Origin of the sequence: Flavisolibacter ginsenosidimutans, assembly GCF_007970805.1 — a bacterium.
Taxonomy (GTDB): Bacteria; Bacteroidota; Bacteroidia; order Chitinophagales; family Chitinophagaceae; genus Flavisolibacter; species Flavisolibacter ginsenosidimutans.
Map to the genome: position 1 here is coordinate 3449079 of NZ_CP042433.1, position 19126 is coordinate 3468204.

A 19126-nucleotide genomic window follows, 5' to 3' on the forward strand; every position below is an offset into this window, starting at 1 on the left:
TGCGCGGCAATCATTCAAGTTGCAACTTGTTGCGTTGCCTGCGCTTTATTTTTGTGCAGGTATAACCGGGTTTGCCCTGCAATATGCCGATAAGTTTTGTAGAAGCTTACGGGATTTTTCCCGGGTACAAAAAAGGAAAGCACCATTTTTCATGGGCTTTTCGGAAAGTAGGTTTGTACCGCAATCGAAACAGCCTTGCCAATCGCCAAGGGGTCGCAACCAAACCAACTGCATAAACGTTGCTAACCGTTAACACCAATACAACGTTGACCGCTACTCTAACCTATGCCCTTCAACCCTCTACCCTTGAATACATTCGATCGTTGTTTCAAAGCCTTAACGACACCAGAACCAAGTTAAAACACCAGGAGTCCGGAACAACGATCGCCGCAAGGCGGCAACCATCAAAACACATACTGCTTGTGGAGACAGGTAAATCTTTCGAAACATTCATCCAACTATTTAATCTTTCTTCTTAAATTTCTACTAACTAAAACCTCTCCTCATGTGCACTCACCACGCCTCCATTAATTGCCTCGTTCCGCCTTACATGATGCGCCAGCTCATGGAGAACACAGGCGAAAAAACAGCCCTGTTTAAAACAGTTGTGCAAAGCCTTGTTACCGATGCACGCCTCCGGAGTCAACGCAAAGTATTTCATTATCTGCCCGAAGCCGGCAAAAAAATATTGACCTGCGCACCGCTGGCAAGAGCCACGAAAAAAGCAGCCGTCAATCGCGAAGTTTACACAGCCGGAAACAAACAAACAGAACCCGGCAAACTGGTTCGCGCCGAGGGCAGCAAGCCGGTAAAAGACAAAGATGTGAACAACGTGTACGATGCGGCCGGCTATGTGTGGGATTTTTACAATTCGCTTTTCAGCCGCAACTCCATTGACAACAAGGGACTCAAAATCGTGCAAACGGTGCATTACAAACAGAAATACGACAACGCGTTTTGGGACGGCCAGCAAATGGTTTACGGCGATGGTGACGGAAAAATATTCGGATCGTTCACACAAGATATTGACGTGATTGGACACGAACTAACGCACGGCGTGGTGCAATACGAATGCAACCTCGTTTACCAAGACCAAAGCGGTGCGTTAAACGAATCGCTTGCCGATGTTTTCGGCATCATGATCAAGCAAAAAACATTGAACCTTGGCGTGGCGCAATCGGATTGGCTCATTGGCGAGAACGTGATGATTGGCGCCAAGTATGCACTGCGTTCGCTAAAAGCGCCGGGTACGGCTTATGTGAATCATCCGCAGTTGGGCACCGACCCGCAACCCGCCAACATGAGCGGTTATACCAACGATCCAACCGATAACGGCGGTGTGCACCTGAACTCCGGCATTCCCAATCATGCGTTTTATCTTGCTTGCATGAAAGTAGGCGGCTTTGCCTGGGAAAAAGTGGGCCGCATTTGGTACGGCGCCATGTGCGACAAGAAAAATGTTCCCACCACCGCAAACTTTGCCGACTTTAAGAATGCTACGATTTTGCAGGCGCAAAAATTGTTCAAAACCGACAAGACCATTGAGAAAGCCGTAACGGATGCGTGGACATCGGTGGGCGTTTAGTAACTTTCGTTTATGAAACTAAAACTGATTCAGGCAGGCGGCTTTGCGGGCTTGAAGAAAACAGCCGAAGAAGACTTGAGCGATTATCCCGACGAAGTAAAAGATGCGGTGAAAAAAGTTTTTGAAGAACCGGCAAAAACATCTTCACCTTCAGCGGCAAGAGACCAGGAGCAACACTTTTTAGAGCTCGACGGAAAGGTGGTTCCGGTGGATGCCGACAAGCAACCCAAAGCCTTGCAAAACCTGCTGGCAAAAATGAAAACGAACCTTACGCTACAAAGCCGGTAATTACCGGCTTTTCACCAACGGCTCCCGATACGCATGTACCGGAGTTTCCTTCCGTTTTTTAAACGGATCCGCCCTTTCTTGTAAACACGTCACCTGCCCTTCCAGGCTCACCTTCACTTTATGACGACTGCCTGCGTACCCTTCCTTTCTTTTAGAACAAGCAAAAAACCGGGTAGCCGAAAACGGTATCAAAGAGTAGGCAATCAAAATTCTGTTTTATGGCAAACAATCAATTTGTCGTTGACCTGGGCTCTGTACGGTTAACCGATGATCAACACCAACGCATTAGCAACGCCATTCAGGCTGCCGTTTCTGCCGAAATTGCCAATCTCGGCTCCGCAAGCAAAATTGCCCTGGTACCGATAAACAAGTTTGTAAAAGGGCCCATCATTGACGGTATTGTTGCCCGTGACATTACCAAAAACTTCGACCAGTTTTTAGCCGGCAAGTAATGAAAGAAGCAACGTCAAAATTGTGTCCCTCGCACCGCTGCAAGTCGGGGTCGCAACTGTTGGGTGTAAGGCAGGATGACGGCACCGTCGCCATCCTGCCACAGCCCTTGCCGGTGACAGAAGAATTTATCAAAACCGTAAGCCAGCACGAAACGCCGCCGGAACAACGTTTTCGGTTTACCAACAAATGCGTGGAAAGCGGCTGCGGGCAATGGTCTGAAAAAGGTTGCGGCGTAGTAGAACGCATGTTGAACTATCTGAATCAGGTTCCTGTTCTTGATGCTCTGCCCACTTGTGCCATTCGCAAATCCTGCCGCTGGTTCTCGCAGCGGGGCGGCGATGCCTGCAGGCTTTGTTCGTATGTAATAACGGAAATTACCGAAGAAGAAGTAGCGGCTTACGTGGACGCCATGGAATTTGAAAGGCCGCAATAGCCAGCCGCATTAATTCAAACCGTCTTCATCGCAAGCTTTAGTTGCAACAAACAGCCTTTCTCAAAAGCACCGGACTTGCGTATCTGCTGCAATAGCAAACGGCCTACGCCACAACCCAATCTTTCCTCATCTATCCTTAATTTTTTCCACTTGTATAAACCGCTGCCGGTGATATTGCAGAATGTTTCAATTTACGACACATTTCGTAACAAACCTAACCGCGTTTATGAAAAAGATTGTCCTCTACGGTTTGGCCTTGCTGCTCCTGCAATGTTTAATTGTTGCGGCCGCATTCGCACAAAGCAAAACAACTTTATCGGGCAGCGTAAGCGACAGCGCCGCACAAAAACCACTGCAATACGCAACGGCCGAATTATACAAAAACGCCGTTGCTGGCCAACCGTTGAAAGTTACTTTCACCAACGACAAAGGCAAGTTCGCCTTTGCAAAGCTTGATACCGGCAACTACGTTGTTTCGGTTTCGCACACAGGCTTTTTGGAGAAACAACAAACGGTTGCGATAAACGGGAGTGAAAGCGTTGAATTAAAACCCTTCTCTCTTTCCGCTTCTAATGGTGCTTTGCAAGGCGTGGTTGTTACGGCAAAAAAACCGTTGGTAGAACAACAAGAGGACAAAATCATCTTCAACGTCGAAAACGACCCCGCCACCAAAACCGAAAACGCCATTGACATTTTGCGCAAAACACCGTTTGTTGCCGTTGACGGCGACGACAACGTAACGGTGAACGGGCAAACCAGTTTCAAAGTGTTGCTCAACGGCCGCGAGACCGGCGTGTTTGCGCAGAATCCCAAAGAAGCACTGAAAGGTTTTCCGGGTTCGCTCATTACAAAAATTGAAGTCATCACGTCGCCGTCGGCAAAGTATGATGCCGAAGGCGTGGGCGGCATCATCAACATCATTACGAAGAAGAAAGTTGTCGGCTATAACGGTTCGGTAAACCTCTGGGCCAATCAAATTGGCTGGTACAACATCAACACCAACTTTAGTGCAAAGCTGGGCAAGCTGGGCATAACGATGTATTACGGCAACAACGGCGGCAACAACATTGAAGGACGCAGTAAGATGGTGACCACGCCGCTTGTGCCGGCGTATTTTTCGAAGCGTGAATTGAACGGAACCCGCCTCATGACAAACTTCTGGCAATGGGGCAACCTTGAAGCGGCTTACGAACTGGACACGCTGAACACCTTTGCACTTTACGGGAATGTGAGCGGCGGCAAAAACCGTAGCATCCTGGATCAATCCATCACGATGTCTTATCCATCCGCACCGGACACCGTTAGCAATTACAATCTCACCAGCCGCTTCGAACAACCGTCGTACAACATCGGCGCCGACTACATCAAGAAATTCAGCAGCAACAAAGAAAAAGAATTCAGCATACGCCTGAACGGCGATTTCGGGATCAACAATACGTTTTTGAACAGCGTAATGGACAATCCTGTTGCCGCCGACCGGTACGTTATCAACAACAGCAAGGCCAACAACAAGCAATACACGATTCAATCGGATTACATTCTGCCGTTGACCAACAACCAGAAAATCGAATCGGGGGTAAAGGCTATTTTGCGCAAGGCCGCTTCGGATTTTGAGGGATTAATTAAAGCAACAAGCGCAGAAGATTACGTCGTGAATTCATCAAACACCGATCATTTCCGTTACAACCAGGACGTTTACAGCGCTTACAGCACGTATAGTTTTAAAACCGGCAAAACCACGTTCCGTTTGGGTGCAAGAATGGAGCATACCGAAGTGGACGGGAATTTCATCAGCGCAAAAACAAAAGTGACGCAATCTTACACCAACCTTCTTCCCAACTTACAATCAAACACAAAATTCAGCAATGTATTTACGCTAGTCGTTACGTACAGCGACCGCATTCAACGGCCCTTTATTCAAAACTTAAATCCTTTCCGCAACGACAACGATCCGCGTTTTATTACTTACGGCAACCCGAGCCTGCAACCGCAAACAATTCACAGTTTGGCCGTCCAAACAAGGCTGATGAAAGGAAGAACCTTTGCAGGCATCACGTTTACCGGTTCGTACAGCGACAACATGATTGTGCAATACAGCAGCTTTGATGCGGCGAAGGGCATTACATCAACCACCAGTGACAACGTGGGCAAAGAATGGGCAGTGAGCGCCAACGGAAACTTCAATACAAAAGTCAACAACGACTGGTCGGTGTTTTTAAACGGCAACGTGCGGTACAACCGCGTGGAGAATAAATTTTTACCCAGCCAGGCAAACAGCGGTTTTAGCGGCAACGCAAATCTGAATACCAGTTATTCCATCAACAAAAAATTTACGGCAAGCGGCTATGCAGGTTTCTTCCGTGCGCCGGTTTCTATCCAAACAAAATATCCGTTCAATCTTTGGTACGGCATTCATGCGGGTTATAAATTCCTGAACGAAAAACTTACAGCCTCTGTCGGTCTTTCCAACTTCTTTCAAAAAGAAAGAGCCTGGGAACTTACCACGGTTGATCCTTCGTTCATGTACAAGTCCACAACCGTCTCTCCGTTCCGTGCATTGGCCATTGACATCAGCTGGAACTTTGGCAAGCTAAGCGAAAGCGTGTCGAAGAAAAAAGGTGTGAACAACGACGATTTGTTGAGCAGCGGAAACGGCGGCAATTAAGAGCATTTACCTTTAAAAAGTTACGCCGGTTGGTTGTTCAACTCTTTGCATTTATTTTTCGTAGAATAAAAGCAGACTTCGTTAAAACGAAGACTTCGTTTATTCATACAAACGTGATGCATGCGTCAAATAAAATTTCGTTGTTTGCCGCGGCAAATTTTTTAATCGCAATAGAGCAGAATTCCTATCTTCCTGCAAACTCTTCTCTGTGAGAAAAACGATTGCTTTCCTGTCTTTTATTGTCACGCTTCATACAGCTTCCGCGCAAAAAGATTTCAGTGCAGCCATCAACAGCACCACTTCTAAAATAGAACCCAAGTGCATTGCCTGGCGGCGGCAACTGCACGAAAATCCCGAACTCGGCAACCGTGAATTCAAAACCGCCAAACTCATTGCCGATCATCTGCGTTCACTCGGCATTGACGTAAAAGAAGGCGTGGCGCACACCGGCGTTGTGGGCATCCTGCGCGGCGCCAAACCCGGTCCTGTTATTGGCCTTCGCGCCGACATGGATGCGTTGCCTGTACTGGAAAAAACAGGGCTTCCGTTTGCATCCAAAATCAAAGGTACGTATAACGGACAAGAAGTTCCGGTAATGCACGCCTGCGGTCACGATACACACGTAGCCATGTTGATGAGCGTTGCCGAAATTTTAGCAGGCATGAAGAATGAACTTGCCGGTACGGTAAAATTTGTTTTTCAACCGGCGGAAGAAGGCGTGCAAAAAGGCGAAGAAGGCGGCGCGGAATTAATGGTAAAAGAAGGTGTAATGGACGATCCAAAGGTGGACGTGATGTTTGGCCTGCACATCAAATCCGGGATCGAAGTGGGAAAGATCAGCGTGCGGCCAGGCGGCTTTTATGCAGGCGTTAGCGACATGAAAATCGTGGTAAAAGGCAAGCCTTCGCACGGCGCATATCCGTGGAATTCGGTTGATCCGATTGTTACTTCAGCGCAAATCATCAACGCATTGCAAACCATCGTTAGCCGCAACGTAAACCTTACCGAGAACGCAGGCGTCATCACCGTTGGCGCCATCAACGGCGGCAACCGTTCCAACATCATTCCCGAAGACGTAACGATGCTTGGCACTATTCGCTCTTTGTCCAAAGAACAGGAAGCGTATCAAATTGAACGCATTAAAACCGTTGTGACGAAAACTGCCGAAGCAGCAGGTGCTTCGGCCACAATAGAAGCGCCCTACAGTTCGCATTATCCCGTTACGTTTAACAACGAAGCCTTAACGGCGAAGATGATTCCGTCTTTGCAAAAAGCGGTGGGTGTACAAAATGTTGTTTCAAGACCCGTTGAAATGGGTGCGGAAGATTTTTCTTTCTTCGGCGAAAAAGTGCCCGCTGTGTTTTTCAATCTGGGTGCAATGCCAAAAGGCCAAGACCCAAAAAAAGCGCCGCCGCACCACACACCGGAGTTTTTTGTTGACGAAAGCGCCATGCAAAACGGCATTAAAGCCTTTTTGTTTTTGGTGACGGATTACATGAACATGAACAACGGCAAGGCATCAACAAAACAAACACTCAAAGCGACCAAATGAGAAAGATTTTTTTATTGCTGTTTTTATTCGCTGTTGTTGTTGATGCTGCTGCGCAAAAGAAAGACAAGAAACTGCAAAAGCAAGTGGAAGAGCTTATCAAAGGCTTCAACGGCGATGTGGGCGTTTACGTGAAGAATTTAAAGAACAATAAAACTGTTGCCGTTAATGCCGACACGGTTTTTCCAACGGCGAGCATGGTGAAAATTCCGATCCTTCTCGGCATCATGGACAAGATTAATCGCGGCGAATTGGCTTATCATCAACCCTTGCAATACAAGGATTCTTTATTGTATGCAGGCGTTGATATTTTGGGTTCTTTCAAGAATGATGAAAAGATCGAGTTAAGCAAAGTGATGATGTTAAGCTTAACCACCAGCGACAACACCGCAAGCCTTTGGCTGCAAAGCCTTGCCGGCGGCGGTTTGCGCATCAATCAAATTTTGGACAGCCTTGGCTTTGTGAACACAAGAGTGAACTCACGGACTGCGGGCCGTGAGGCCATCCGCAACGTTTACGGTTGGGGACAGACGTCTCCAAGAGAGATGGCAACGTTGATGGAAGAAATTGTAAAAGGAGAAATCATTAGCAAAGAACGAAGTGCACAAATGCTTCGGCTGCTGGGAAGAAATTACTGGGACGAAGAAGCCATCTCGCAAATACCTTCTGATGTTTTTGTAGCCGATAAAAACGGCGCAGTGAACGAAAGCCGCAGCGAAGTGCTCTTTGTAAACGGACACGGTGCCCGCTATATTTTTTGCATCTGCACAAAAAACAACAAAGACCAAAGTTGGGAAAGCAACAACGAAGCCTGGGTGTTGACAAGAAAATTGTCAAAGTTGTTGTGGGAATATTTTGAATGAGCAGGAATGATTCATTCACTTGTAAACAGCGCTTATAACAAAGCTTCGGTTGTAACCGAAGCTTTGTTATAAAATTCAAAACCGTTCTTACATTCCCGGCCTCGCCAATTTTAAATCGGCTAATTTTTTTCGCTCACTTTCTATGGTTACTTGCTGATTGGCTTGTGCCTGTTTGTTCTTCGTCAGGTCATCTTGCAGCTTGGTCAGTTTTTTCGTCAGGTCTTTTTCTTCGTCCATTAAATCGGTTAGTTTTTTCTCGGCCTTTTTTACGGTTTCTTCCTGTGCTGTTACGTCAAGGTTGTGCTTGTACGAAGCCGTTTGCGCTACAAAGCCGTTTAAAAAAGTTTGTGCGGAATTATAGGCTTGTGGTTCGGATGCGTCGGTCACAAAATTTTCACCGCCCTTGCTCGTCAGCATGTAAATCACCGACTGGTTATCTTTTTTGTTGCCGCGGCGGTCCACTTTAAAGTACAGGTCCACCAACTGGTTGTTCTCACCTTTTAACACTACGCCTTTGTACGCATAATAACCGTCTACTTTGTTTTGTTTCCAAAACAGCGAGCCTTTGGTTTCGGGCTCGTAGCCAATTTCTTTCAATTTGGTAACAATCGTGCCTTCGGCTACATCCTGGCTGTAAGGCAAATAAAGCATTAATGCCGGCCGGTCGGCCTTGTTGAACTTTACGGTGGTGCTTACCGCTTGTGCGTTTGCAAAGCCGCAAAAGGCAAGAAGCAGAACAGAGAAGATGGCTTTCATAAATCAATTTTGTTGTAAATATAAACGCTTGTTCTTTTTTGTTTATTGAACAAGGTCTTGTTAAACAGAAAGAAAAACCCGGCCGCTTTCACGACCGGGTTTTGCAAAACACATTTGTTGAAAATTATTTCGCTTTTTCAAAATGCTCGTTCACTTTGTTCCAGTTGATCACGTTCCAAACGGCTTTCAGGTAGTCGGGGCGTTTGTTCTGATATTTTAAATAATAAGCGTGTTCCCACACATCAATGCCCAAAATGGGTGTGCCTTTAACTTCGGCCACGTCCATCAACGGATTGTCCTGGTTGGGAGTAGAGCTTACTTCAAGCTTTCCGTCTTTTACAATAAGCCAGGCCCAGCCGCTTCCAAAGCGTGTAGCGCCGGCTGTGTTTACTTTTTCTTTTAGCGCATCCAGAGAACCAAACGTGCTGTTGATGGCATCGGCCAAAGCTCCCGTCGGTTGGCCGCTGTTGGGCCCAAGAATTTCCCAAAAGAAAGAATGGTTCCAGTGGCCACCGCCGTTGTTGCGCACGGCAGGCGAAATAGAACCAGCGTTCTTTACCAGTTCTTCAAGGCTTTTGTTTTCGTTTGGTGTGCCGGCGATGGCTTTGTTTAAATTATCCACGTAAGCCTGGTGGTGCTTGTCGTGGTGAATGGTCATGGTTTGCGCATCAATGTGCGGTTCCAGTGCATCGGGAGCATACGGTAGAGGGGGAAGTGTAAATGCCATAACGATTTCAGATTTTAAATTGATGATTTGTCCTAACAAGGCAAATTTACTGCGAGGTAAAGAGACGAGCCGAAGGAATGTTGAATTCTTTCTTATTTCGAAAGCCGGTTCAGGGTTTTGCCTTTTTCTTTTACTACTTCAATGATGTGCCTTGCCTGCATGTCGTTCTTTACGGTTACGGCGTACCATCCTATCGACCCGTCAAACTTTGTCTTTTGCTTCTTGAAGAAATTTTCAACGCCTTCAACCAATTGTGTAAACGTGGCGGCGCCTTCTTTGTTCAACGTGTGACAAATGGCTTTTGAAAAGAGGTCATAGATGTCTTTATCAATGTTCATTCGTCCGCCCGTGTTAGGGTTGAGGCATTCGGCTTTTTTGGTTTTGGTGACAGTTGGCATGGCTACCGTTTTTGTTGAAAGAAAGATTTCATCAACGCCGCACATTCCTGGTGCAAAACGCCGTGTGCTAAATTTGTTTTTGGGTGAAAGGGAGAGGTTTCTTTCGTAACGTGAAGGTAACCGTTCTTCGGGTCGGAAGCGCCGTACACCACGCGGCCAATCTTGCTCCAGTACAAAGCGCCGGCACACATGAGGCAGGGTTCAACGGTAATGTAAATGGTTGCATCAGGTAGATACTTGCTGCCTAAAAAATTAAAGGCCGATGTAAGCGCAATGATCTCGGCGTGAGCCGTCGGGTCGGCAAGGGTTTCTACTTGATTGTAACCGCGTGAAATGATCTTGTTGTCAATTACAATCACAGCGCCAACGGGCACTTCGTCTTTCTCGAAAGCTGTTTGCGCCTGCCGCAAAGCCTGGCCCATAAAGTATTCGTCGTTCATGGCGCGGAGTTGATGAGTTGATTAGCTGATTTAAAGATTAGCTGATGGCTTGCTACGGTGTCGGGACACGCCGTTGGTGAATAAAACGAAAAACTTACAAATCCGCCAGTGGGTTTTTTGGATAGTCGTAAAGCAAAAATTTTTTCTCTGCTCTCGCAAAAGCCGTCCAATTGTCCACATCGGCTTGCACGGCAAAAACGCCGCAGGTGGGAATGCTATCGGTATGTACGTGACATAAACTGTTGGCATAATCGGTGATGGTCGGGCTGTGCGCAAAAAACGCAACCGTATCGGCTTTGTCGGGAAGCGAAAGAACGACTGCGGCATAGGCGGAGGGAACGTCTTCGTAAAGTTTTGGTTCAACGCGAACGTCGTCTTTATTGCACTTGTATTCTTCGGCAAAATATTTCGCGGTTTTCTTTGCCCGCTTTGCGTTGGAAGAAACCATCAAATCAATTTCGGGAATTTGTTTTTTTGTGCGTTTCGCCATTTCGGGAGCATCTTTTTTTCCGCGTTCGTTTAATGGCCGCTCCAAATCGCCGAGGCCTTCGTGCGACCAATCGCTTTTGGCGTGGCGAACGAGTATCAGGGTTTTCATTCTTTAAAGATATAGCAGAAGTCAAAAGCCGGGAATCTGAGAGCTGACTTCTGGCTTTACTGCATTTTTACCGCGTTCGGTTTCTTCTCTAAATAGTCAACGTAGTCCTTTGAACCCACGCGAAAATAAACCGGAAGCGAGGTTAGCTTCTGTAATTGCAGTTCGCCCTTGCAAGAAAGGGGCAAGCACTGTTTGTAGAAATTTTGCGGCACAATCCGTAGAGACAGCGCTGTTGAAACAGTGTCGTGCAAAGGCGGGAAACGCTGTTGCGAAGCGGCTTTCAGCGAAACAGTGAAAAATGCCGGAAAGAAAAAAAACAGCGCCTTGTGCATGGATTGGGATTTGCTGTAAATTTACGGCTTGATTTTTGCGAAACCGGCGAAATTTTTCCGCCAGAGGCGGAAAGGCTTTGCCACCGATAATGAGGAGAACACACCATGAGCCTTAGCCAAAGTTTACAACAAAAACTTCTACAAAAACTTTCGCCGCAGCAGATTCAACTAATGAAGTTGCTGCAGGTGCCCACCGCCAATTTAGAAGAGCGCATCAAAGAAGAGCTGGAAGAAAATCCGGCCCTTGAAGTAACCGATGAAGACGCAGCGGATAGCTACGACGAGAAGGATGAATTTGCCGACAACTCAACAGCCGAGGACGAATACGAAAGCGAGAATGATCGCGACAAGGAAGATCTTTACGAGAACATTGATATCTCGGACTACGTACACGAAGGCGATGACGACATTGCCGATTACAAACTTCGCGACGACAACTACGGTGAGCAGGAAGAAAAAACCACCATGCCTTACAAAGTAGAAACGTCGTTTTACGAGGTGTTGGAAGCCCAGCTCGGCATGTTGAACCTTGACGACCGGCAGTACAAAATAGCCGAGCAAATCATCGGCAGCATTGACGAAGACGGTTACCTGCGCCGCGAGACAGCGGCCATTGTGGACGACCTTGCCTTTCGGCAAAACGTGGACACAACCGATAGGGAAGTGGAAGAGATCATCAGCCGCATTCAGAACTTTGACCCCGCCGGCGTTTGTGCCCGCAACCTGCAGGAATGTTTGCTCCTGCAACTCGAACGGCACAAGCGCGAAGGCAAAGACGTGGACACGGCGGTGCACGCACTAACAAAATACTTCGACGAGTTCACCAAAAAGCATTACGAAAAAATTCAACGGGGGCTGAACCTAACGGACGACGAGTTGAGAGAAGTGATGATACAAATCACCAAGCTTAATCCAAAACCGGGTGGCAATGTGGGCGAAATCAACAAAGCCGAAAGCTACATCGTGCCCGACTTTTTTATTTACAACAATGCCAGTAAGTTGGAGCTTACGCTGAACTCCAAGAACGCACCGGAACTGCGCATATCGGAAGGCTACCGCGACATGCTGAAGGAATACGACCGCGGCGCCAAAAAAGACCGCCGTCAAAAAGAAGCGGTGCTTTTCATCAAGCAAAAAATTGATGCGGCCAAATGGTTTATTGACGCCATCAAGCAGCGGCAACACACGCTCATGAGCACCATGACGGCCATTATGAACCACCAGTACGATTTCTTTTTAACCGGCGACGAGACCACCCTCCGGCCGATGATCTTAAAAGACATCGCCGAAAAAACAGGGTTGGATATCTCCACCGTTAGCCGCGTGGCCAATTCCAAGTTTGTGCAAACCGAATTCGGCACGTATCGTCTGAAATTCTTCTTTAGCGAATCGCTCACCACCGACAGCGGCGAAGAAGTTTCGACCCGCGAGGTGAAAAAGATTTTGAGCAATTTGATTGAGGCCGAACAAAAGAAAAAACCGCTAAGTGACGAGCGCCTCACCGAACTTTTGCAGGAAAAAGGCTACAACATTGCCCGGCGCACCGTAGCCAAATATCGCGAACAGTTAAACATTCCGGTGGCGCGGTTGCGAAAGGAATTGTAGTCGCCTCTCAAAGACCCTAAAATGCTCAATCAACTTGAATGATTGAGCATTTTCTTTTTGTACCCGGCTGTCGAATAACGAATTTGGCTACCGTTGCGTCGCACACTTCAGCGTTCAGAACAACGCTGAACAAACGGTTTCCACTTCTTGGTACAAATATTTCTCTTTACAAAAGAAACAACGCGTGGACTCAGCATCAACCAACAATTGCACGCTGGCCTTTGTGGCCGATACGCAGGCGCCGATGTTTGTGGAAACCCTGTGGCTGCGTTCGCACAACAACCGCAAGGCCACGCGGCTGCTGTTTGAAGACGTTTGGCACCGGCATCCTGCTGCTTTTTTCATGCTCGGCGATTTGGTGAACCTTGGCTACAGCAACCGCCAGTGGAAACCCATTGACCGCTACGTGGAAAGCCTGCGCAGCAAAGGCATTCCAGTGCATGCTATTTTGGGCAACCACGAAGTAATGGGCCGGCCGCGGTTGGGCATGCACAAGTTTCAGCAACGCTTTCCCGATCACCAACCCACCGGTTATTGCAAATGCTTTGGCAACGTAGCCGTGGTGCTGGTGAACTCAAACTTTTCAACGCTCTCGGTAAACGAAGAAGTAACACAAACGATATGGTATCAAAAAACACTGGAGCAACTGGACGAAGACAACAGCGTGCATTTCATTGTCACGGGTTGTCATCATTCGCCGTACACGAACAGTCGCATTGTAAAGCCGTCAAAAGAAGTGGAGGAAAAATTTGTTCCGGCATTTTTACAGTCGCGTAAGAGTTGTTTGTTTTTATCAGGCCATTGCCATGCGTATGAACATTACAAAGTGGAAGGCAAAGATTTTCTGGTGATTGGCGGCGGCGGCGGCTTAAAGCAACCGCTTCGTCAAGGTATTGGAACCTTGGCTGATGTCGCGCTGGATTACAAGCCATTGTTTCATTACGTAATGGTGGAAGTTTTAGATGATGTGTTGGAAGTAACGTCTTATCACATCAAGAAAGATTTTTCGGGCTTTGAAGAAGGGGCAAAGACGGTTATTCACAAAAACATTTTGGTATCAAATGTTGGGACAGCAGGGAAAAAAGAAGGAAGCGCCTGAGGTTGTTTCTTGCTTTATTCGGTGTTGAAAATGAAGTATGTTTGAAGCAAGAAGTGGCGGCAATGCAACTGTTAGCGGCAATTAGTTTCGTTACTTATGCGTAAGACATCAAGCCTTGTGTTTTTGTTTTCAATGTTTTTCTCATGCGGCGAAGTGAAAAAACATGAAACCGAATCAAAGAGCGTAAATGCCAAGCAGACTACCTCCACAACAGGAACAAAAAGGCCTCGGTTTAATAGCCCTACTGAGGTTATACAACCAAAAGAGATTCTTAGGTATTGGGCAAGCAAAGAAAGCTATTATCCTACGTTGCACTTTGACAACATAGATACGCTATGGATTGAGTTTGATGGTCAATGCGAGTACAGTTTCTCCTATAAATTAGAAGGTAAAAACATCGTTGTTTATTGGGACATTATAGAGGATTGCACTCACGACATAGGCGTTAAAAAATCATTTGGATTAAAGAGCAAACCAATCAAAGGAAAGCCATTTATGACACTTTGGTTGGCAGACGATACAACGCTTCAAGCGACTTATCTATTTAAAAGTTGGACCGATTCAGTTAATAAAGGATATAATGGCTATCAATATTTCCCTGACTTATTTTTATCGTGTGGACAATAAAATGCCGCTAACATTGCATTTGCAAAAGCATGGCTGAAGTACTAATTTTCAACAATAAATCATTAATCAACTTAAAAGCAAAGCCAAGCGATAAGAACACAGACGTCCATGCCTTCGCAAATGCTTTTGACGTTAACTTTCACGGCACCGGGTCGTACCCACTCCCGCCCCAGGGATGGCATTTTGCAACACGTCTTGCCGTTAACCACAGTCCTTTAAAGACACCGTATTTTTTAAACGCTTCCAACCCATACTGCGAACAGGTTGGCGTGAAGCGGCACTTCGGCCCAAGGATGGGCGAGATGACCCACTGGTAAATTTTTATCAGCGCAATAAACGGAAAGGCCAATATTTTAAGAAGGATTTTCACGTTCGATGTTCTTGCTTAACCGTTGCAAACACTTGCCCACGGCGGTTTTTATCGTATCAAAATCAGCAATTACTTTATCGCTGTAAAGAAAAAAAATCGCGCCGCTCACTCCTGCCTCTTTCACTTTCAGAAGGAGTTCTTCTTTTTGCAGGCGGTAAGCTTCGCGCAGCAGGCGCTTGATGCGGTTGCGGTCAACGGCCTTTTTAAAATTGCGCTTGCTGGCACTCACACCCGCCTTCAAACCCACCTCTTCCGCAGCCGAAAATTGATAAACAGCCCGTACGGGAAAAACAGAAACGGATTTTCCCTTGGCAAACAAAGTTTCGATTTGTTTCCGGCTTTTCAGTCGTTCCGCTTTTGGAAATCCAAAACGTTTGGGCATGACTGTAAAAATAAAATAGCCTCCGCAAACAGAGGCTATTCAAAATCGTGCACTTGTAAAAGGGCCTTTATTTCAGTTTTCGTTCATCGCTCACCGTCAGTTTGTGACGGCCTTTGGCGCGGCGGCTGGCCAACACCTTGCGGCCGTTGGCAGATTGCATGCGCTTGCGAAAACCATGAACGGTTTTGCGGCGGCGGCGATGGGGTTGAAATGTACGTTTCATTGCAAATAAGTTTTTTTCACGTTTAAGAAATGGCCCGGGGAGAACCGGACTTGTTCAATCTTCACCACAGGTCACCACACCCGTTGGCTTTGTGAAAGGACGGCGAAGGTAAGGGGCAGAGCGCAAATTTGAAATTTGAAATTTGAGATTTTTTACAGCGGGCTGTTAAAATAAGCCGTCAGCCTTAAGCTTTGAGCTGTCAGCTTAAAGCTGCTACCGTCATCGGTCATCTTTCATCCGTCATCTATACCAAAGCCGCTCTCAGCCTTGACAATGGGCACAAGCTTTGTAAACTTTTGAGCATGAAAAAGACGTTGATTGGCCTTGCGGCGATAAGTTTAGTGGTTTCGTGCACGCAAACCCAGGGTTGGTTCGGCAGCAACAAAAGCACCGACAGCACACAGAGCATTCAGTCAGAAAGTTCGTACAAAGCAAAGTTGGCAAGGGACGAAAGCATCACGAAAGAGAATGCTTATTCCGACCTTTTTCTCGACAGTGCGGCACTGGAAAATTTCATTCAGCAAAAACACATCAGCCCTGATAACGCCGACCGGATGCGTGCTTTTTATTGGGTGCGCAACAACGAATTTGCCTGGCTTACTTCCGGGGGATTAACCGAACAGGCAAGAAGCCTTTGGGGTCTTTCAGCCAGCGAAGAGATGAAAAAAGACGAACCGGCAACGGCCATCAAAACACGCATGGACTCCTTGCTGACAAACGATTCGTTGGTCCGGACATTAACCGACACGCTCCTGCGCAACGATCCTTCTGAGGCCGGCCTTGCGGGTGCAACGGCCGCAAAAGACAGCCTGCTCCTGAGCACCGAACTGGCCTTAACCGCGCAGTTGGTTCAATTGGCGGCGGAAAAGAACAGCGCAATAACCGAAGACAATTTTTATTGGCTGGTGCCGCGCAAAAAAATGAACGCGATGCAGCTTGCTGATTCGCTTCTGAACAAAACAGGTGATTCCACTTTGGGCCAAAACAACCCGCAATACGCGGCGCTTAAAACATCTTTGCAGATTTATTACAATGCGGTCAAAAGCGGCGGCTGGCAAACCATTCCCGCCGCAAAAGGGTTGAAGAAAGGCACCAAATCGCCTTCGGTTGGCCTACTGAAAAAGCGCCTGATCAAAAGCGGCGATTACGCAGCAAGCGATACGTCGAACGTCTTCAACGATTCGCTGATGACGGCTCTTAAAAATGTGCAGGAACAATTCGGCTTTAAGCCCACAGGCGTGTTGAGTGATTCGCTCGTGAACGAACTGAACGTACCGGCGCAGGAAAGACTGCAACAGATTTTAGTGAACCTAAACCGGGCTTTGTGGATGAAGCCCGTGAACGATTCAACGCACATTTCTGTAAACATTCCTTCGTTAGAATTGATGGCGTACAACGATTCCGGCAAGGCATTGCAGTTGCCTGTAATTGTTGGCAAAGAAGGCGCGGGAACGATGGCCTTCAGCGGAAAAATTTCGGAAGTTGTTTTCAGTCCGTATTGGAACATTCCGCAAAGCATCGTGCAAAATGAAATAAAGCCGGCCATGAAAGCCAACCCGAATTACCTGCAAGAACACCACATGGAAATTGTGAAGCAAAACGACAGCCTGCCGCAGATACGCCAATTGCCCGGCAAGGACAACGCATTGGGACAAGTGAAGTTTTTGTTCCCCAACAGCTTTGACATTTACCTGCACGACACGCCGAACAAAGAACAGTTTGCGCAACAAAACCGTGCGTTGAGCCACGGTTGCATTCGCGTGGCGCACCCCGATTCCCTGGCGCACTTTGTTTTGCAAAACCAAAGCGAATGGACACCGGAAAAAATAAAAACGGCCATGAACAGTGGCAAGGAACAAACGGTAGATGTAAAGAACCCGGTGCCCGTTTCCATTACGTATTACACGGCGTGGATAGATAAGAACGGACGAATGAATTTTCGCAAGGATTTGTACGGCTACGACAAGAAAACAGAAGCGCAACTCTTTGGCAACGGTAACGCTGTCTTGTAAATTATATAGCCTTTATTGAATAGAAAGCACCGCGTTATTCGCGGTGTTTTTTGATTTTGAAAGACGGCGATTATTTTTAACGCATGAAAAAGATTTTATCCGTAGTCCTTTTTGGCGCTCTGTTTATTGCCGCCTGCGGCTCGGCAGAAAAGCCCGCCGAAACAAAAAACACATTAACCGCCGCTGCACAGGAAAGCGGCGCAACCGGCAGTCATTGGAAAGGAAATTTTTCCAACGGCCTCAAAGGCGCTAAACTTAGTTTCAACATCAAAAAAGGCGAAGTAAAAGAGCTAACCTTTCAGGGTTACTGGCGCTGCGACGGTAAACTCGAACTCACAACACTCGGTCCCAAAAAAGGGTTCCCACTCAAAGGCAATAGCGTGGACGGCATCGTTAAAGAATCGGGATTTTATTTTGAACTGCACGGCACCGTTTCCGGCAACAAAGCCAGCGGCACCTTGCGCATTGCCTTTACAGCAGGCGGCTGCGATACGTACAAACTGAACTGGACGGCAGAGAAGGAGTAGGAACAGAGTTGTTCGTTGGCTGTTGGTGCAGTGAAGCCGAACAACAATCAACGAACAACAGCCAACGGAATTCGCAACTACCTTTGCCCACTATGAGCACATTTCGCAATTTTAAAATGGTTGACTACGTGGTGTACGGCCGCGGCTCCTTTAACCAACTCGAGGATATTTTAGCGCCGCATCGCAAAGACGATTTACCGATGATTTTCTTGGTGGATCATTTCTTCGAAGGCAAAGAATTAGCGAACCGCATTCCCGTTCGCGGGGCTGATAAAATCATTTTTGCCGATGTGACTTATGAACCAAAGACAACACAAGTAGATGCTCTGGCCGATGCGTTGAAAGATGAATTCGGCATGGTGAGCGGCGTCATTGGCATTGGCGGCGGCAGCACGATGGATTTAGCCAAAGCCGTTTCGCTGATGATGAACAACCCCGGTTCTTCGGCCGATTACCAGGGATGGGATTTGGTCAAGCGTCCCGGTGTGTACAAAGCGGGCATTCCAACGCTCAGCGGAACCGGTGCGGAAGTCAGCCGCACAACGGTTCTTACCGGACCCACAAGAAAGCTGGGCATGAACTCTGATTTTACGCCTTTCAATCAAATTGTTTTAGACCCTGAATTAACGGCGAACGCTCCCGTTAACCAACGCTTTTACACCGGCATGGATTGCTACATTCATTGCATAGAAAGCCTAACGGGAACTTACTTAAATGAATTCAGCAAAAGCTATGGCGAAAAAGCATTAGACCTTTGCCGTTATATTTTTTTAGAGAAGGATACATGGGACGATGAATGCGACGACAAGCTGATGATGGCTTCGTATGCCGGCGGCATGAGCATCGCTTATTCGCAAGTCGGCGTGGCGCATGCAGTTAGTTATGGTTTGAGTTATTTGCTCGGCACAAAACACGGCATCGGCAATTGCATTGTAATGAACCACATTGAAGAATATTATCCCGAAGGCGTAGCCGAATTCAAACGCATGGTGGAGAAAAACGGCATTGAAATTCCGCAAGGCATTTGTAAAAACGTAAGCGAAGACCAGTTTGATACGATGATCAACGTGTCGTTGGGCATGAAGCCCTTGTGGGAAAATGCCTTGGGCAAGGATTGGGAGAAGATCATGACAAGAGAGAAATTAAGAGAGTTGTACGGAAAGCTGTAAAAGTGATGACAGATGATGGATGACG

General features: G+C 47.1%; 22 protein-coding genes. 13 read left to right on the forward strand and 9 right to left on the reverse strand.

Going from position 1 to position 19126, the window contains the following annotated elements:
- Window positions 1–505: 505 nt before the first annotated feature.
- The 7 genes from FSB75_RS14515 (at window position 506) to FSB75_RS14545 (ending at window position 7836) form a co-directional block, all read left to right on the forward strand.
- Window positions 506–1585: a M4 family metallopeptidase gene (locus FSB75_RS14515; RefSeq protein WP_146788965.1), complete on the forward strand. Its 1080-nt coding sequence runs from the start codon at window positions 506–508 to the stop codon at window positions 1583–1585.
- A gap of 12 nt (window positions 1586–1597) precedes the next feature.
- Complete coding sequence (locus tag FSB75_RS14520) at window positions 1598–1873, forward strand: protealysin inhibitor emfourin (protein ID WP_146788967.1); 276 nt, start codon at window positions 1598–1600, stop codon at window positions 1871–1873.
- 218 nt (window positions 1874–2091) lie between these two features.
- Entirely contained in the window at window positions 2092–2325 is a 234-nt protein-coding gene (locus FSB75_RS14525) for a hypothetical protein (RefSeq protein ID WP_146788969.1), read from the forward strand.
- On the forward strand, window positions 2325–2759 hold the full coding sequence (locus tag FSB75_RS14530; RefSeq protein ID WP_146788971.1) for a hypothetical protein: 435 nt from the start codon (window positions 2325–2327) through the stop codon (window positions 2757–2759). Before FSB75_RS14525 ends, FSB75_RS14530 begins: the two co-directional genes overlap by 1 nt.
- Before the next feature lie 226 nt (window positions 2760–2985).
- Window positions 2986–5424 carry an outer membrane beta-barrel family protein gene (locus tag FSB75_RS14535; protein WP_172623156.1) on the forward strand — a complete coding sequence of 813 codons (2439 nt, stop codon included), beginning with the start codon at window positions 2986–2988 and terminating at the stop codon, window positions 5422–5424.
- Window positions 5425–5632: 208 nt separating this feature from the next.
- Window positions 5633–6976, forward strand: a complete 1344-nt coding sequence (locus FSB75_RS14540; RefSeq protein WP_227990592.1) for an amidohydrolase — start codon at window positions 5633–5635, stop codon at window positions 6974–6976.
- Window positions 6973–7836 carry a serine hydrolase gene (locus FSB75_RS14545; RefSeq protein WP_146788976.1) on the forward strand — a complete coding sequence of 288 codons (864 nt, stop codon included), beginning with the start codon at window positions 6973–6975 and terminating at the stop codon, window positions 7834–7836. The genes FSB75_RS14540 and FSB75_RS14545 overlap by 4 nt, the downstream gene beginning before the upstream one ends.
- A gap of 87 nt (window positions 7837–7923) precedes the next feature.
- Here the strand turns inward: FSB75_RS14545 and FSB75_RS14550 are convergent, their stop codons facing one another.
- The 6 genes from FSB75_RS14550 to FSB75_RS14575 all read right to left on the reverse strand — a co-directional run bounded on the left by FSB75_RS14550 (window position 7924) and on the right by FSB75_RS14575 (window position 11087).
- Window positions 7924–8592, reverse strand: coding sequence for a hypothetical protein (locus FSB75_RS14550; protein WP_146788978.1), 669 nt, complete (start codon window positions 8590–8592; stop codon window positions 7924–7926).
- Window positions 8593–8716: 124 nt separating this feature from the next.
- Complete coding sequence (locus FSB75_RS14555) at window positions 8717–9319, reverse strand: superoxide dismutase (RefSeq protein WP_146788980.1); 603 nt, start codon at window positions 9317–9319, stop codon at window positions 8717–8719.
- Window positions 9320–9411: 92 nt separating this feature from the next.
- Window positions 9412–9717: a DUF6958 family protein gene (locus tag FSB75_RS14560; protein WP_146788982.1), complete on the reverse strand. Its 306-nt coding sequence runs from the start codon at window positions 9715–9717 to the stop codon at window positions 9412–9414.
- Between the two features lie 2 nt (window positions 9718–9719).
- Window positions 9720–10157: a nucleoside deaminase gene (locus FSB75_RS14565; RefSeq protein ID WP_146788984.1), complete on the reverse strand. Its 438-nt coding sequence runs from the start codon at window positions 10155–10157 to the stop codon at window positions 9720–9722.
- Window positions 10158–10251: 94 nt separating this feature from the next.
- The gene (locus FSB75_RS14570) at window positions 10252–10755 is read right to left on the reverse strand and encodes a SixA phosphatase family protein (RefSeq protein ID WP_146788986.1); all 504 of its coding nucleotides are present in this window, start codon (window positions 10753–10755) and stop codon (window positions 10252–10254) included.
- A gap of 56 nt (window positions 10756–10811) precedes the next feature.
- A complete protein-coding gene (locus FSB75_RS14575; RefSeq protein ID WP_146788988.1) occupies window positions 10812–11087 on the reverse strand; it encodes a hypothetical protein in 276 nt (91 codons plus the stop codon).
- A 105-nt stretch (window positions 11088–11192) separates the two neighbouring features.
- Between FSB75_RS14575 and rpoN the strand changes: the two genes are divergently transcribed.
- From rpoN to FSB75_RS14590, 3 genes are all read left to right on the forward strand, one after another.
- Complete coding sequence (gene rpoN, locus FSB75_RS14580; RefSeq protein WP_146788990.1) at window positions 11193–12692, forward strand: RNA polymerase factor sigma-54; 1500 nt, start codon at window positions 11193–11195, stop codon at window positions 12690–12692.
- A gap of 184 nt (window positions 12693–12876) precedes the next feature.
- Window positions 12877–13791 (forward strand): metallophosphoesterase family protein, encoded by a 915-nt coding sequence (locus FSB75_RS14585; RefSeq protein ID WP_227990593.1) that lies wholly within the window; start codon window positions 12877–12879, stop codon window positions 13789–13791.
- Between the two features lie 96 nt (window positions 13792–13887).
- Window positions 13888–14418 (forward strand): hypothetical protein, encoded by a 531-nt coding sequence (locus tag FSB75_RS14590; RefSeq protein WP_146788992.1) that lies wholly within the window; start codon window positions 13888–13890, stop codon window positions 14416–14418.
- Between the two features lie 139 nt (window positions 14419–14557).
- On the opposite strand, the gene yidD is transcribed toward FSB75_RS14590, so the two are convergent.
- From yidD to rpmH, 3 genes are all read right to left on the reverse strand, one after another.
- Window positions 14558–14788, reverse strand: coding sequence for a membrane protein insertion efficiency factor YidD (gene yidD / locus FSB75_RS14595; protein ID WP_227990594.1), 231 nt, complete (start codon window positions 14786–14788; stop codon window positions 14558–14560).
- On the reverse strand, window positions 14772–15170 hold the full coding sequence (gene rnpA, locus FSB75_RS14600; RefSeq protein ID WP_146788994.1) for a ribonuclease P protein component: 399 nt from the start codon (window positions 15168–15170) through the stop codon (window positions 14772–14774). The genes yidD and rnpA overlap by 17 nt, the downstream gene beginning before the upstream one ends.
- A 67-nt stretch (window positions 15171–15237) precedes the next feature.
- Window positions 15238–15393, reverse strand: a complete 156-nt coding sequence (gene rpmH / locus FSB75_RS14605; protein WP_146788998.1) for a 50S ribosomal protein L34 — start codon at window positions 15391–15393, stop codon at window positions 15238–15240.
- 302 nt (window positions 15394–15695) lie between these two features.
- Here rpmH and FSB75_RS14610 point away from each other — a divergent pair, with 302 nt between their 5' ends.
- The 3 genes from FSB75_RS14610 to FSB75_RS14620 all read left to right on the forward strand — a co-directional run bounded on the left by FSB75_RS14610 (window position 15696) and on the right by FSB75_RS14620 (window position 19101).
- Complete coding sequence (locus FSB75_RS14610; protein WP_146789000.1) at window positions 15696–17405, forward strand: L,D-transpeptidase family protein; 1710 nt, start codon at window positions 15696–15698, stop codon at window positions 17403–17405.
- Between the two features lie 83 nt (window positions 17406–17488).
- Entirely contained in the window at window positions 17489–17932 is a 444-nt protein-coding gene (locus tag FSB75_RS14615; RefSeq protein WP_146789002.1) for a hypothetical protein, read from the forward strand.
- Window positions 17933–18024: 92 nt separating this feature from the next.
- Window positions 18025–19101 carry an iron-containing alcohol dehydrogenase family protein gene (locus FSB75_RS14620; RefSeq protein WP_146789004.1) on the forward strand — a complete coding sequence of 359 codons (1077 nt, stop codon included), beginning with the start codon at window positions 18025–18027 and terminating at the stop codon, window positions 19099–19101.
- The last annotated feature ends 25 nt before the right edge of the window (window positions 19102–19126 follow it).